This is a genomic window from Lederbergia wuyishanensis (assembly GCF_022900255.1).
GTDB lineage: Bacteria > Bacillota > Bacilli > Bacillales > Bacillaceae_C > Lederbergia > Lederbergia wuyishanensis.
Window position 1 is genome coordinate 327,716 of sequence record NZ_JALIRM010000002.1, and the last position, 15,856, is coordinate 343,571.

The 15,856-nt window shown below is 36.6% G+C and carries 16 protein-coding genes; 1 reads left to right on the plus strand and 15 read right to left on the minus strand.

What is annotated here, in order from left to right; translation table 11 throughout:
- Nucleotides 1-83: 83 nt before the first annotated feature.
- From helD to MT489_RS07855, 12 genes are all read right to left on the minus strand, one after another.
- Complete coding sequence (gene helD, locus MT489_RS07800; RefSeq protein WP_244680967.1) at nt 84-2,384, minus strand: RNA polymerase recycling motor HelD; 2,301 nt, start codon at nt 2,382-2,384, stop codon at nt 84-86.
- Nucleotides 2,385-2,763: 379 nt separating this feature from the next.
- A complete protein-coding gene (locus MT489_RS07805) occupies nt 2,764-3,480 on the minus strand; it encodes a DinB family protein (protein WP_280518547.1) in 717 nt (238 codons plus the stop codon).
- Between the two features lie 270 nt (nt 3,481-3,750).
- The gene (gene dnaB, locus MT489_RS07810) at nt 3,751-5,115 is read right to left on the minus strand and encodes a replicative DNA helicase (protein WP_244681011.1); all 1,365 of its coding nucleotides are present in this window, start codon (nt 5,113-5,115) and stop codon (nt 3,751-3,753) included.
- A 293-nt stretch (nt 5,116-5,408) separates the two neighbouring features.
- On the minus strand, nt 5,409-5,858 hold the full coding sequence (gene rplI, locus MT489_RS07815) for a 50S ribosomal protein L9 (protein WP_244680969.1): 450 nt from the start codon (nt 5,856-5,858) through the stop codon (nt 5,409-5,411).
- Nucleotides 5,855-7,837, minus strand: coding sequence for a DHH family phosphoesterase (locus tag MT489_RS07820; protein ID WP_244680970.1), 1,983 nt, complete (start codon nt 7,835-7,837; stop codon nt 5,855-5,857). Before MT489_RS07820 ends, rplI begins: the two co-directional genes overlap by 4 nt.
- Nucleotides 7,838-7,981: 144 nt before the next feature.
- Nucleotides 7,982-8,920 carry a YybS family protein gene (locus MT489_RS07825; protein WP_244680971.1) on the minus strand — a complete coding sequence of 313 codons (939 nt, stop codon included), beginning with the start codon at nt 8,918-8,920 and terminating at the stop codon, nt 7,982-7,984.
- Nucleotides 8,921-9,150: 230 nt separating this feature from the next.
- The gene (gene rpsR / locus MT489_RS07830) at nt 9,151-9,387 is read right to left on the minus strand and encodes a 30S ribosomal protein S18 (RefSeq protein ID WP_213111876.1); all 237 of its coding nucleotides are present in this window, start codon (nt 9,385-9,387) and stop codon (nt 9,151-9,153) included.
- Nucleotides 9,388-9,408: 21 nt separating this feature from the next.
- Complete coding sequence (ssb, locus tag MT489_RS07835; protein ID WP_244680972.1) at nt 9,409-9,915, minus strand: single-stranded DNA-binding protein; 507 nt, start codon at nt 9,913-9,915, stop codon at nt 9,409-9,411.
- A gap of 60 nt (nt 9,916-9,975) precedes the next feature.
- A complete protein-coding gene (gene rpsF, locus MT489_RS07840; protein WP_244680973.1) occupies nt 9,976-10,263 on the minus strand; it encodes a 30S ribosomal protein S6 in 288 nt (95 codons plus the stop codon).
- 171 nt (nt 10,264-10,434) lie between these two features.
- Nucleotides 10,435-10,779: a DUF378 domain-containing protein gene (locus MT489_RS07845; protein ID WP_244680974.1), complete on the minus strand. Its 345-nt coding sequence runs from the start codon at nt 10,777-10,779 to the stop codon at nt 10,435-10,437.
- A 327-nt stretch (nt 10,780-11,106) separates the two neighbouring features.
- Nucleotides 11,107-12,207, minus strand: coding sequence for a redox-regulated ATPase YchF (ychF, locus tag MT489_RS07850; protein WP_244680975.1), 1,101 nt, complete (start codon nt 12,205-12,207; stop codon nt 11,107-11,109).
- A gap of 161 nt (nt 12,208-12,368) precedes the next feature.
- Nucleotides 12,369-12,566: a DUF951 domain-containing protein gene (locus tag MT489_RS07855; RefSeq protein ID WP_244680976.1), complete on the minus strand. Its 198-nt coding sequence runs from the start codon at nt 12,564-12,566 to the stop codon at nt 12,369-12,371.
- Between the two features lie 238 nt (nt 12,567-12,804).
- Between MT489_RS07855 and yyaC the strand changes: the two genes are divergently transcribed.
- Nucleotides 12,805-13,425, plus strand: coding sequence for a spore protease YyaC (gene yyaC, locus MT489_RS07860; protein WP_244680977.1), 621 nt, complete (start codon nt 12,805-12,807; stop codon nt 13,423-13,425).
- Between the two features lie 32 nt (nt 13,426-13,457).
- Here yyaC and MT489_RS07865 read toward each other — a convergent pair whose 3' ends face one another.
- The 3 genes from MT489_RS07865 to MT489_RS07875 form a co-directional block, all read right to left on the minus strand.
- Nucleotides 13,458-14,171, minus strand: a complete 714-nt coding sequence (locus MT489_RS07865) for a DUF554 domain-containing protein (protein WP_244680978.1) — start codon at nt 14,169-14,171, stop codon at nt 13,458-13,460.
- A 67-nt stretch (nt 14,172-14,238) separates the two neighbouring features.
- On the minus strand, nt 14,239-15,087 hold the full coding sequence (locus MT489_RS07870) for a ParB/RepB/Spo0J family partition protein (RefSeq protein WP_244680979.1): 849 nt from the start codon (nt 15,085-15,087) through the stop codon (nt 14,239-14,241).
- Nucleotides 15,080-15,841, minus strand: coding sequence for a ParA family protein (locus MT489_RS07875; RefSeq protein WP_244680980.1), 762 nt, complete (start codon nt 15,839-15,841; stop codon nt 15,080-15,082). The genes MT489_RS07870 and MT489_RS07875 overlap by 8 nt, the downstream gene beginning before the upstream one ends.
- Nucleotides 15,842-15,856 lie beyond the last annotated feature (15 nt).

Consider the following 15,856-nt stretch of genomic DNA (forward strand, 5'->3'; position numbering starts at 1 on the left):
CTTTTATATCAAAGGGGTTAAGAGCGTGATATTCACATATCATTTAAATCAACAGCATCTTTTTTAAAATCCGATATTAATATTCAACTCTTTTTAAATGTTTCCTCACTTACTTGATCCATAAAAAACGTTCTCTTACCCTTAGTGAAAAGATATAGCTCATGCATTGCCCTCGTACAAGCGGTATAAAATAATTTTCGTTCATACTCACGTCCATATTGCTCATTTGAAGCGTTATAAATGATGACGGCATCAAATTCGATCCCTTTCGCCAAGTATGCAGGCAGGATGATGATTCCTTTTTCATAGGAGTTTGCATTCTTATCCATTAAGCGTACAGGTAATGATGTTTTTAACGCTTCGTACGCTGCTTGGCTTTCCTTCATCGTCTTACATATAATTGCAATTGTCTCGTGCCCTTTATCTTTCAAACGATGTACACATTCTTCTATTTTTCCATGAAGTTCGCCATCTTCATCTACTTCGATTAAGACTGGTTTTTCTCCATCCCGATTAAACGGCTCGATCATTTCTCCACCTGTGATTAGCCCTTTTGTAAAGTCAACAATTTGCTTTGTCGACCTGTAGCTCCGTCTTAATACAATTTTTTCCGTTCCCTCAGGTTCCAAATTTAATAAAGACGGTGCATCCATTGTATGTGCGTAGATTGCTTGGTTCACATCTCCTAAAATAGTCATCTTACAATGTGGGAAAAGCTGTTTTAAAAACTCAAATTGAAACGGTGAATAATCCTGTGCTTCATCAATGAACAAATGACGAATAAGTGTATTGGATTTCCTTCCTTCCAACTGGTCCTGTAAATACAAATATGGAGTTGTATCCTCATATGACATAATATTCGCATTTAAATTTTTTATCGTTTCCTCACAAATTTCTTCCCATCCATCTGGCCAGTCGAATGGTTCCTTTAAAGTAAAAAGCTTATGATATAAAGCTTTTATATTTAAAAATTTATTTTTCTTTACAGCATTGCGAATTCGTTTAAAATGCTTATTAACAATAGATTTAGCTAAAATCTGAAGTTCGCGATCTGCATCATCAAAAGTTTCTTCATCTTGGTTTTTTTGCATATGCTGGAATGCTTCTAAATAGTCGGTTTTATCTAGTAGTTCAGCCTCATTCAGAACCCATTCTTTTGTTCTTTCCAGTTTCTCTTGTTTGGCGATTTCCTTTAAAAGCCAGTCAGAAGTTAGCTTCAATCGATTCGGAATTGAAATTGATCGATCTAGTGAATAAAAGTACTTAGAAATGTCTTGAGCAGAAACAATGGTCCCGCCGCGGAACGATATCGTTTTAAAAATAAGGCCACTATTTGATAGTTCTTCAACATAACGATCTATCTGATCTTTAAAATCTAAACCCGCTTTATAACGGATGGCGTTCATTTTCACGTCGTAGTCTGGTTCATTCATAGCAGTAAGGGTATATTCCATTTGGAAAAAAGAATCGTCAACACTAAACTGGCCACCAAGCCTAGTATTTAAATATTGTTGATATGTCGTCTGCTCCATATTTTCTTCTCCAAGTTCAGGCAAAACAGTCGCAACATAGCTATTAAATAATGGGTTTGGAGAGAAAAGCATAATATTATCAGACGAAAGTGTATTGCGGTAGCGATAGAGCAAATAAGCAACCCGTTGCAAAGCAGCAGACGTTTTTCCACTTCCGGCTACTCCTTGGACGATCAATATTTTACTCTTTTCATTACGAATAATATGATTCTGCTCACGCTGGATGGTCGCAACTATACTCTTCATTTGAGTGTTAGCATTTCCGCCTAGCACCTCTTGAAGAAGACTGTCTCCAATCGTAACTCCCGTATCAAACATTCCCTTTAATACGCCATTTTTTATAATGTATTGACGTTTTAATTCCATCGTCCCGCTAATCTCACCTGATGGAGTTTTGTATACAGCACGCCCCGGAGAATAATCATAATACAAACTTGAAATCGGAGCACGCCAATCATATATCAAGAATTCTTCATCATTTACATCCATTAAGGATGCAATGCCGATATAAATAGATTCCGCTGACTTTTCACCATCTTCATGGAAATCAATACGACCGAAAAAAGGAGAGTCTTTAAGTCTTTGCATTTGATTAAGTAATCGATAGGAATGACCATGGGTTCTTTCCCTTTCAGCAAGTAACTCTGCTTGCTGTTTAATACTGGTAAAGGTTTCAATGACATCATCCGGTTCATCAAGATTAACTGTAACATCCTCCCAGAACGTTTTCCGTAATTCGATGATCCCACCTTTTAGTCCACCCATATTTTCATGAACCTGCACTACCTTTTGATCAATCACATCTTGAATGAACTCCACTCTTTGCTGCTCATTTTCCCACTCTTTACTCATCCGCACCCGACACTCCTTTTTTAAAAGTAAAAATACACAAGAAAGTATTTTGGGACTAAGAATTTTCATTCTAGTTCTAGGGGACATCGCCTCTAAATCATAATATTTTGTCCCCGTAACAATGCTTGTCACCGATAAACGAACTCCCTGCACTTTTTTAAATAAAAATGCTTGACAACCATAACCCTCTCTTGGTACAATTAAATTGGATAAATGTGTTTTAATCATTAAACACTAATGCAAACAAAATTAATCATACCATGATCATATAAAAATATCAATGGCTGAACAGAATATCCTGTTTCAGTTTTTTTGTTTTAAAATTGACTGAAGATTGACAAAAGTGTATATCTCTCATATATCCATCCCCTTTCTCCAGTTAAGGGACGCTCTTCATTAATATTAATTTCTTCGTTTGCTTATGAAGCTTTTCCTTTATACGGACACATTTATTTAAATGTAAAAAGATATGTCTTGTTGCCGGCATCAACATTAAACCTGCAATGTTTTTTTTGCTCCAGTATTCAGCTAACCATCTAGAGTTTGGCAGAACTGCCTTTTCATCAAATAAGCGTGTAATTCTGTTTTGATCAACTTGTATCTTAAATTGTCCAGGTTTTAATGAAGATATGACCTTTTGTGTTTGTATGCCAACAGCTGCTCTATAGGCTAATAATGAATGAATATCAATTCTTGAACTTAGTATAGCAATATCCTCTTCAGGCATATCATTGCCAGAATGCGTAAATGATATATTCATTTTTTCAAGCCAATTTGCAGAATAAAGAACTTGTTGTTCATCAGCCACTAATAAATTCATTGTCATATCTTCAATACGGGCGATATGCCATAAATGCCAAGCAATTGAATTTTTCGTATCAGGATTTGGAACTGGAAATTGTCTAAATGTTGTTTCATCCAAGTTTTTCATCAGTTTATCTTCTAATGTTTCGTGAACCATTTGACTGATAGAGGATGAATGCAACAAAGAATGCTGATTTAAAAATAATTGAACTGCTTTTGAATGTTCCTCTGTTTTTAATATGATTTCTTTTAATCTTTTATGGTTTTCATTCCACTGCCTTCGTTGTTTCATATCCACTCATTAATCACTCCTAATACGTTCCTATGTTAATATTCGAATATGTTATTTTTAAATCCTCCTTTCCACTAACAAAATTTATAAACTTTCGATTGAATTTAAACTTATTAGCTCCTTTACAGAAATCGAGCCCGCTTTAATATTGCTGATAAATATAGGTTAATATTTGTTGTTCTTTAATAAAAAAGCAGCCTAATTCACACACGAATTAGACTGCTAATTTTATACTATTTAATTAATATGAAATCCAAGTTGTAACCCTAACTATGCTCCCGAAGGAATAGCTGAGTCGTCAAATCTTCGTTCTAAATTGACGAATTTATTGTATTCTTTAACGAAGGCTAGTGAAACAGTACCAACTGGACCGTTACGTTGTTTAGCAATGATGATTTCGATAATGTTTTTGTTTTCCGAGTCGTGGTCGTAATAGTCGTCACGATATAAAAAGGCTACGATATCGGCGTCCTGCTCAATACTTCCCGATTCCCTTATGTCGGACATCATTGGACGCTTATCTTGTCGCTGCTCCACTCCACGTGAAAGCTGAGAAAGTGCGATAACTGGAACTTGCAGTTCACGAGCAAGCGCCTTTAAAGAACGGGAAATTTCCGATACTTCTTGCTGACGGTTTTCACCTGAACGGCCACTCCCCTGAATAAGCTGCAAATAATCAATCAAAATCATACCAAGGCCGTGTTCCTGCTTCAAACGACGACACTTTGAGCGTATCTCACTAATCCTAACTCCTGGGGTATCATCTATAAAAATTCCTGAATTAGATAAACTTCCCATTGCCATCGTTAGTTTGCGCCAATCCTCATCTGTTAGGGAGCCTGTCCGTAAATTTTGGGCATTAATATTCCCTTCTGCACAAAGCATCCTCATAACGAGCTGCTCAGCTCCCATTTCCAGACTAAAAATAGCAACATTTTCACCCGTTTTCGTTCCAACATTTTGTGCAATGTTAAGAGCAAAAGCGGTTTTACCTACTGACGGACGAGCTGCCACAATGATTAAATCATTGCGTTGAAATCCGGCGGTCATTCGATCAAGCTCGGAGAATCCAGTAGGAATCCCTGTGACATCCCCTTTTCGATTATGAAGAAGTTCGATATTATCATACGTTTCAACGAGTACGTCCTTAATATTTTTAAAAGCACCCGAGTTTTTACGTGAAGCGACTTCCATAATATGCTTTTCTGCTTCATCAAGGACTGCCTCTACTTCATCTTCCCTAGAGTATCCGTCGGTTACAATATTCGTCGCCGTTCGAATTAACCGACGTAATAACGATTTTTCTTCGACGATACGAGCGTAGTACCCAATATTCGCAGCAGTCGGTACAGAAACAGCAATTTCACTCAAATAAGATATTCCGCCTACATCTTCTAACATTTTCGATGCAGCCAACTCTTCTGTAACAGTGACTAAATCGATGGCCTTGCCCGTTTCACTTAATTTAAGCATTACATCGAATATCTTTTGGTGGGAACTACGGTAAAAATCATCAGGAAGCAAGATTTCTGATGCAAGCACTAATGAAGATGGCTCCAAAAAAATAGCCCCTATTACGGCTTGCTCAGCTTCTATATTTTGCGGCGGCGTTCGATCCGAAAAATCAACATTCATTGTACTCACCTTCCACACCCTATCACGATTCTTATGATATAAAGAAAAGCGCAAGGCGCCTGGAATCGCCGACAATCAATGTTCTAATCTGTAAAAAGTCGTTATTTGACTTTTAGCTGATCAGGTTATTTGACCTCGAGCTGATGGCGCCTAGAGCTAGACAGTAAATCCTGAGTTCTATAATAATAAACCTAATAGTCTTATCCTATAAAAAATGTGACCGGCTAAAAACCGCATCACATTTTTTTATAAATCTATTCTATCATGAATCTTCAAGTTAACATATGGTAATTTTAGTTTTCTTCTTTTACGTGGACATCTACTGTCGCAACTACTTCATGATGAAGCTTTACAGGTACTTTTGTAACTCCCAATGTCCGAATCGCATCTTCCAAACCAATTTTTCTTTTATCAATTGTAATTTTATGCGATTTTTTTAATTCATCTGCGATTTGCTTACTTGTAATCGACCCAAATAGACGTCCGCCTTCACCAGATTTAGCTTTCAATTCTACCGTCAATTTTTCAAGTGTTTCTTTTAATTTCTTAGCTTCTTCTAATTCTACGCTCGCTTGCTGCTCTTCTTTTTTCTTCTTATTATCTAAACTCTTCATATTTCCAGCTGTTGCTTCAATTGCTAATCCCTGTTTAAGTAGAAAGTTATGAGCGTAGCCATCCGCTACATTTTTCACTTCCCCTTTTTTACCTTTACCTTTAACATCTTTTAAGAAAATAACTTTCATGACTCTTGGCTCCCTTCCAAATAATCATCTATAACTTGTTTTAATTTTAACTCTGCTTCAAAAATATTAACATCTGTTAACTGTGCGGCAGCATTAGATAAGTGGCCACCGCCGCCTAAGGCTTCCATTATGATTTGGACATTGATATCTCCTAATGAGCGAGCACTAATTCCAACAATATCCCCTGCTCGCTTTGAAATGACGAATGAAGCAGAAACCTTATCCATTGTTAGTAAAATATCAGCGGCTTGGGCAATTACGATTGGCTGGTATACTTCATCTTCAGATCCACTTGCTATCGCAATGCCTTTTGAATATAGTTCTGCCGTTTCAATTAATTTTGAGCGCTTAATAAATGTATCCATATCTTCTTTTAAAAACTTTTGAACTAAAATGGTATCTGCACCTTGCGCTCGTAAATAAGAAGCTGCATCAAACGTTCGAGATCCTGTCCTGAGGGTAAAGCTTTTTGTATCTACGATAATACCAGATAATAAAGCTGTTGCTTCAATCGTGTTAATTGTATTTCCCTTTTCACCTTTTGGCTGGTACTCAAGCAACTCTGTTACTAATTCTGCTGTTGAAGATGCATATGGCTCCATATAGACCAAAAGTGGCTTTTTAATAAAATCTTCACTGCGTCTATGATGGTCGATTACTACAATTCTCTCTGTTTTTGAGAGAAGCCTTTCATCAATTACAAGACTAGGCTTATGTGTATCCACAACCACAAGAAGGGTCCTTTCAGTCGCAAGCTCCAATGCCTCATCAGGTGTGATGAACGTTGAAAAAAGATCAGGACACGATTTCGTTTCTTCAATCAGCCGTTTAACCCCTGTATCTATTTCAGAGGCATCAATCACAATATAACCTTCCCGTTTGTTCATTTCCGCTGCTTTTCTAATACCAATGGAAGCTCCGATCGCATCCATATCAGGATATTTATGTCCCATCACGATTACTTTATCACTTTCAACAATTAGTTCCTTCAGTGCATGGGAAATGACTCGTGCACGAACCCTCGTCCGCTTTTCCATCGGATTTGTTTTTCCACCATAAAACTTTAATTTTCCATTTGGCAATTTAATCGCTACTTGGTCGCCGCCCCGTCCTAATGCAAGGTCAAGACTGGATTGGGCTTGGACGCCTAAATCAGGCAATGACATATCTCCAATTCCAACACCAATACTTAATGTAAGAGGTACGTTTTGTTTTGCTGTTTCTTCTCTTACAACATCTAATATTGAAAATTTATCATTTTCAAGCTCACGATAAATTTTTTCATTCAGTAATATTACAAATCGATCAGATGAAGTTCTTTTTAGAAAGATGCCATGCTTTAGGGCCCAATCATTTAAAAGTGATGTTACCGTACTATTTAGTCCACTTTTTGTCTGATCATCCATTCCTTGAGTAGCATCATCATAATTATCAAGAAAAATTATAGCAATGACATTTCGCTCAGATTCATATCTCTTAACGGTAGCAACTTGGTCCGTCACATCGAAAAAATAGAGCAATTTCTCTTCCAACTTGAGCTCAACCCTATATTTTCTATCGTGGATTGTCACAATCTCACTCTCAATATCTTGCTTAATCAATGGAATAATTTGTTCCCCTATCTCATAGAGAGACTTTCCAACAAGCGTATTTTCATGAAAACAAGCTGCCATAAATGGATTTGACCACTCAACGATAAATTCATCATTAATGAGCATAATACCAATCGGCATCTCCAGTAAAGCCTCTTCCCCAACCTTTTTCACTCGATAAGATAGGGTCGAAATATGCTCCTCTGTGTCCTTTATGACGCTTTTCTCTCCATTTACAGCCGTATAAAATAAGGAAAAGAGCAGTAAAAAGCCAATAATCGCTACCCATAAATATTGAAAAGCGATAAATACTAGTAAGATAGCTGCAATCGCTACGATACCATATAGTGGGTAACGCAATTTCCCGCCCTTGAAATATGAAGGCATTCTTTCAGCTCCTTTATAAGAAAACCGTAAGCGCTCGCAGATTGACATTTACATTGAAAAAAGAAAGATTAGTCAATGGTAAATTGCGCTTGTTTAAAAAGATAGACCATACATTCTTATCACTAAAAAAATGTATAAGCTACATCATTTCTGATTGATGCGCCGTCTTAAATCAAAGCCTAAATCAATTATACCTAACACCCGTACAATTGAAAGAACGAAAGGCATAAAAAATGTAAATATAACCGCTAATATTGGAATAGCAATAGACCATTTTTTTATATGGCAATAAAAAAAGATAAACGATAATCCTTGTATAACCAGAAGTGTTTGTAATATTAATCCTGCATTGACTAATGCCATTTGCATATATGAATCGTTCTCGATTTTAAAAATAAGCGAGATTACTAAAACTAATAAATACAACCACAAAATGTTTTTCGGAAAAGTTAAGCGGCGAAACGGTTGAAACTTCGGTACTTCAACGCCTAACCTTTTTATTATTGGAAAATTTACTGACATGATAATCAGTATACTAATAAAAGCCGTTCCTACCAATATTGCAGGCAGCATCGTTGTCATTAGATTGACCATATCATTTAATTGTTCTTGAAATTCTAGTGGAGGCGACATCCCCATCATATGTAGAGCTTCCGTGTACTGATTGATGGAAGTTTGAAACATATCTTTCATTTCATCCATAAAATTAAAGCTAAAAAATGCTGCCGCGATAATAAAAAACAAAATGAAATTTGCAACAAAAACAATGCTAGAAGATATGAATATAATCTGTTTACTTTCTTTAACTCTAATCCCATACCCCATCATTAAACCCGTTGTTCCAAATAAAACGGCAATTGGCAATGCTAGATAAGTTCCAATAATAAACGATATCATCATCGCACCTATAATGAAGGTGATGGAATGTTTCACTGAATATTTTGCGCTGTACAAAAGGAATGGCAAAATAAAAAACAAGTATACAACAATTGTTGAAACAGGAATAAAAATAGCTAATAGCAACATCATTGTATATAAAGCTAATAATAACGCTCCTTCTGTTAGCGTTCGTGTATTTTTCACTCTTCCACCTCTTTTGTTCAACTTTTTCAAAGACATATTACTTCTATTTTAACGGTGAAATGTATATCGTTCAACTTTGCTGATATAACGATTTTAGCTGTTACTTAAAGAAAAAAGGCAGTCCAACTCCTGGTATTATGCTTCAATACAGAAAAACCTGTTTAAAAGTATAATACCAAGCCTTGGACAGCCTTTATTTCATTATGCCTTTGTTCGGCCTTTAATCGTTATTATTCGCCTGAAACGAATGGAAGTAAAGCCATTTGACGAGAGCGTTTAATAGCTGCTGTCAATTTGCGTTGGTACTTCGCGCTTGTTCCAGTTACACGACGTGGAAGAATTTTTCCACGCTCAGAAATGAACTTTTTAAGCAAATCAACATCTTTATAATCGATGTGTGTAATTCCATTTGCTGTAAAAAAACACACTTTACGACGTTTGCGTCCGCCTCTGCGTGCACCTGCCATATTAATAACCTCCTATCTTAATTAGAATGGAAGATCGTCATCAGAAATGTCAATTGGTTGTCCATCATTCGAGAATGGATCTTCATTTGCTCGGGTAAAGTTTTGATTACTGCGCTGATTCTGGTTTTGGCCATAAGAACGGGATGAATCATTAGGTTCTTCACCATATTGATTCCCGCCAAAGTCACTACGACCTTGTGAGGCAGTACCTCTAGGTTCAAGGAATTGAACAGATTCGGCTACTATTTCAGTTACGTATACACGCTTACCATCTTGTCCTTCGTAGTTGCGAGTCTGGATGCGCCCATCAACACCAGCTAAACTACCTTTTTTCAAGTAATTAGCCACATTCTCCGCAGGTTTTCTCCAAATCACACAGTTAATAAAGTCGGCTTCCCGCTCCCCCTGTTGATTCGTAAAAGTACGGTTAACAGCCAATGTAAAAGTTGCGACTGGAACTCCATTGGGAGTATATCGCAAATCTGGATCTTTTGTTAATCGTCCTACTAATACAACTCGGTTCATCATCAGAATCAACCTCTTCCCGTTTACTTCTTTATAAAATGTTTCACGTGGAACAATTATTTATTATCTTTCATCTTTAACAACGATATGACGGATGATATCGTCACTGATTTTAGCAAGACGATCGAATTCCTGAACTGCTTCAGGCTTTGCATTCGTATGGATTAAACGGTAGAAACCGTCACGGAAATCCTCAATCTCGTATGCAAGACGTCGCTTACCCCAATCTTTTGATTCGATGATCTCCGCACCTTGTGAAGTAAGGATGTTGTTGAAACGCTCAACTACAGCAGCTTTTGCTTCATCTTCAATATTTGGGCGGATAATGTACATAATTTCGTACTTTCTCATCGTTCAGTCACCTCCTTATGGTCTATGCGGCCCTTCAAAAAGGGCAAGGAGCAATTTTCATTACTCACAATGTGTAAGTATAACATAAGAAGCTTGATTGCGCAATGCCTTGAATGACTTTTTCGCCATAACGTAAAACCCGGCAAAGGGATATTCCTCGCCGGGTTTCGTTTATTTAAACTCTTCTTCCTCATCTTCACTTTCATAAGCATCTCTTGAAGGATTATATAATCGATCAAGATCTGGTTCTTCCGCAAACTCTGTTGCATATCTACCATTCATTACTTCTTTATTACCTTCATCGCGCGAACCAACATCAGCTGTTTCAGAATTAAACAGTAACCCGAGACAGATGAGTCCGCTGATTCCAACTAGAGTGAAAATAAATCTCGATAAGCCAGAATCTGTTCCTCCAAATATGGAACCAACTAAATCGAATCGAAATAAACCAATTAAGCCCCAGTTTATTGCACCTATAATGACTAAGGCTAATGCAATTCGTCTTAATGTTTTCAACGTAGGTACTCCCCTTTCATTAAAATCAAATCAAAAGCAAAATAATTGGCGCTAATGATTCAGTACTATTATTTGAAGAAAGAGGAAAATTTATAACCTGAAAAAAAATCCACTGATTTTATTAGAATATATCGCTATTTAGGTCTGAAAATCTTCAATGATTACATATTATTTACCAAGAACAAAAGAACAAGGCGCGCTTTCGACGACAAGCAAATGTTCTGAGAAACAAAAATCTGCTTTTTGAATTTTAGCTATTCAGGTTATGACCTCGAGCAGTGGCGCCTGTTTTCCTAAGCAAAAAAAAAAGACACCCGCTTAGGTGCCTTAAACATTGAACCGAAAATGAATTACATCTCCATCTTTTACAATATACTCTTTTCCTTCAAGCCTAACTTTACCGGCTTCACGTGCTGCTGCCATAGAACCACCAGCTAGCAAATCGTCATATGAAACCGTTTCTGCACGGATAAATCCTTTTTCAAAGTCAGTATGAATGATTCCAGCACATTGTGGTGCTTTCATCCCTTTTTTAAATGTCCATGCACGAACTTCTTGGACACCGGCTGTAAAATAAGTCGCTAATCCAAGAAGATCATAAGTTGCACGAATTAACTGATCTAGTCCGGATTCTTCAATGCCTAGCTCTTCCAAAAACATTGCTTTTTCTTCATCATCCAATTCCGCAATTTCTTCCTCTATTTTTGCGCAAACGACGATTACTTGAGAATTTTCTGTTTCCGCATATTCGAGGACTCTTTGGACATTTTCATTGCCGGATGGATCTGCTATATCTTCATCTCCAACATTTGCTGCATATAGAACAGGTTTACTTGTTAACAAATGAAGACCTTTTACGATTTTCATTTGCTCATCTGCAAATTCTATGGATCGTGCTGGTTTATCCGATTCAAATGTTTCCTTTAATTTCGCTAAAATTTCATATTCAAACATCGCATCTTTATCTTTTTGTTTTGCCATTTTTTCTACGCGACCTATGCGTTTATCAACCGATTCTAGGTCAGCAAGGATAAGCTCAAGATTAATTGTTTCAATATCATCGATTGGATCTACTTTTCCTGAAACATGTGTAATATCATTACTTGTAAAACAACGAACAACATGAACAATTGCATCTACCTGGCGAATATGGGATAAAAATTTATTTCCAAGTCCCTCACCTTTACTTGCCCCTTTTACAATCCCTGCAATATCTGTAAATTCGAATGCAGTAGGAACAGTCTTCTTAGGTTGTACAAGTTCTGTTAACTTTTGAAGTCGATGATCTGGTACTTCTACAATTCCAACATTTGGATCTATTGTACAAAACGGATAATTGGCAGCTTCTGCCCCCGCTTTCGTAATTGCATTAAATAATGTAGATTTCCCTACATTTGGCAAACCAACAATTCCTGCTGTAAGAGCCATTTTGGTCACTCCTCTTCCGGATTTTCCTATGTTTATTCCCTGTTAATCCTTTCACAATTATAGTGATTATACCGAGAAAAAACAACTGAACCTCACATTTAATTATACAGATGTATAATTTTCAGACGATTGTACATTAATAAACCAAAAAAGCATGATAATCATTCTTCATGCTTTTCTAAAATTTTTTTGATTTTCCTAGCGAAATCCCTTCGTGGGAGCATAACACTGTGGCCGCAGCCCTCACATTTAATTCGAATATCCATTCCCATGCGAATAATCTTCCAACGGTTTGTCCCACATGGATGCTGTTTTTTCATTTCTACTATGTCATTTAGATTGAATTCTTTTTTTTCCAAGGCACATACCTCCTGAAGATTCCATCATATTCTCCACGATTCACTTTTTCTGATTATATTTTACCAATAAAATGTTGTTTTTCATAGGCAGTTATTAGTTTTTGCAATTTCTTATGTATAGAAATGAAAATTCCTCCGTATAATGGGTAAAGAAAAGAAATGAAAAGGCATATATGGTTTTTGAAAAGTGTTAATCCTATTATAACTTGCTTTTATTACGGGGGAAAGGAGCGACAAGGTGAAATCACAACCGCTTTTTAATCCACTTGACATATTTGATGTTAATATTAAATATGATGATCCTACATCTATCAATAAAATTTCTAGCGGTATCATCGATCTTCTCCCCTTCAACTATAAAAGACCCATCATCATCGTCTGTATCGGAACCGATCGATCTACTGGAGACTCTCTAGGCCCACTTGTTGGTACCTTCCTTGAAGAAGCAGGATTGGCTAATTTTCACGTATACGGGACTTTAGAAGATCCTGTTCATGCGGTGAATTTAAATGATAAAATGGCGATGATAAGGCAAAAACATTTCAGACCATATATTATTGGTATTGACGCCTGCCTGGGAAGGTTAAAAAACATTGGGAATATCAAAGTTGGGGCTGGTCCGGTTAAACCTGGAGCTGGAGTAAAAAAGGAATTACCAGCTGTTGGAGACATGCATATCACAGGAATTGTCAATGTGAGTGGTCATATGGAATTCTTTGTGTTACAAAATACCCGCCTTAATCTTGTAATGAAAATGGCAAAACAAATAGTAGCAGGCATTATGGAAGCCGATATGATCTATACAAATAAAGAAGCTAATCTTCAACTTGAATGGGATATAAATAAAGAGACAATATAAAAAGAAGCAATGGATTATTGCTTCTTTTTATTTTATAGGTATTGTTTAAACAAAAAAATTCCTGTTACGATAACGGTAGCGACTAATATACCTGGTAATAAATTTGCAACTCTTATCTTAATCATACCAGATAAGTTTAATCCAATTGCAAAAATCATGATTCCCCCAGTGGCAGTTATTTCATTAATAAACATAACCATCAACTCTTCTGGAACAATCCGATCAATTTGCGTTGCAAATAAAGCAATTATACCTTGGTATAAAACTACCGGAACAAATGAAAGCATAACGCCAATTCCCAGCGTTGTCGTTAAAATCAATGCGGTAAATCCGTCGATAACTGCTTTTGTAAAAAGAACTTGATGGTCTCCCCTAATCCCGCTATCTAGCGCTCCTATGATTGCCATAGCCCCAATAACGAAAATGAGTGTCGCGGTTACAAATCCTTGAGATATATTTCCTTTATGTGAAGCACCCATCTTTTTTTCTAACCATAAACCTAATGAATTTAGTTTTTCCTCTAGCTGCCACCATTCTCCGAGTACCGCTCCAATGACTATACTCAATATGACAATTAAAAAATTCTCACTTTTAAATCCCATTTGTAGCCCTAACACCATGACAACCAAACTTATCCCTTGCATAACAGTTGATTTCATCTTTTCAGGAATTCTGCTTAAAAACTTTCCAATTAACGAACCAATAATTATACAAAGTCCATTGACTAACGTCCCTAATAGCACCATATTTTCACCTGTGTATTAAAATTTCAAAAAAATAAGCGCCCTTTAAAGTAGATAAAGGGCACTACTTTTACTCTGATTCATCAAGAATCTCAAGAATTCTTTCTAAATCTTCTTGCGTTAAAAATTCTATTTCAATTTTACCTTTTTTCTTCGACTGCTTAATTGTAACGGTTGTTCCAAATTTTTCTCTTAAGGAAGTTTCTCTTTCCATAATAAATATATCTTTTTTAAGTTTTGGCTTTTTTGTTTCACGTGGAACATTTTCATTAATTTGCTGAACTAAATTTTCTAACTGTCTAACGTTTAAGCCTTCTTTTACCGTGCGTTCAGCAACAGCTTCTATCTTTTCTTTTCGCTTAAGTCCTAAAAGTGTCCTTCCATGGCCCATAGATAGTTTTCCATCTGTTATGAGCTGTTGAATATTTTTAGGCAGTGTTAGTAGTCTAACATGATTGGCGATATGCGGTCTGCTTTTTCCAAGTCTCTTTGATAATTCTTCCTGTGTAATATGAAGTTTTTCCATCAAAGTATGGTAAGCAGTTGCCTCTTCAATTGGGGTCAAATCTTCGCGTTGCAGGTTTTCCAAAACGGCTAACTCCATCATTTGTTGATCGGTTAATTCACGAATGACAGCGGGTATTTTACCAAGCTTGGCCGCTTTTGAAGCCCGGAATCTGCGCTCCCCTACAACAATTTCATAACCTTTAATATTTTTTCGGACGATGATAGGTTGTAAAACACCGTGTTGAAGTATAGATTCTTTTAATTCCTGAATAGCATCTTCAGAAAATACTCTCCGAGGTTGGTACGGATTTGGTTTTATTTCTTTTAAATCAATTTCGCGTACCGCTTCATCATTATTAACTTCCATATTTGCAAATAAAGCATTAATCCCCTTACCGAGACCTTTAGCCATTTCCAGCCACTTCCTTTGCAAGATCTAAATATACTTCAGCACCACGAGATTTTGAATCATAAACGATAATCGGTTCTCCATGGCTCGGTGCCTCACTAAGTCGAATATTTCTTGGTATTATTGTTTGATACACTTTATTTTGGAAGTATTTTTTTACTTCCTGAATGACTTGAATGCCCAAGTTTGTTCTGGCATCCAGCATCGTTAACAAAACGCCTTCAATCATCAAATCGTGATTTAAATGTTTTTGGACTAATCGAACCGTATTTAACAATTGGCTTAATCCTTCAAGTGCGTAATATTCACATTGAACAGGTATTAATACTGAATCTGAAGCAGTCAATGCATTAATCGTAAGTAAGCCAAGCGACGGTGGACAATCAATTAATATATAGTCAAAATCATCTTTTACTTGATCTAAGGCTCTTTTCAAACGAACTTCTCTCGAAATTGTTGGAACTAATTCTATTTCTGCCCCAGCCAATTGTATCGTAGCAGGAACTGCAAACATGTTGTCTACACCTGTTTGCTTAATTACGTCCTTTATATCCACATCATCTACGAGCACATCGTAAATACATTGGTGGACATCTCCTTTATCAATCCCAGCGCCACTCGTAGCGTTTCCTTGGGGATCAATATCGATAAGCAATACTTTTTTCCCTATATATGCTAGACAAGCGCCTAAATTGACAGAGGTGGTCGTTTTCCCGACGCCCCCTTTTTGGTTGGCTATGGAAATAATCTTTCCCAACGATGTCACCTACCT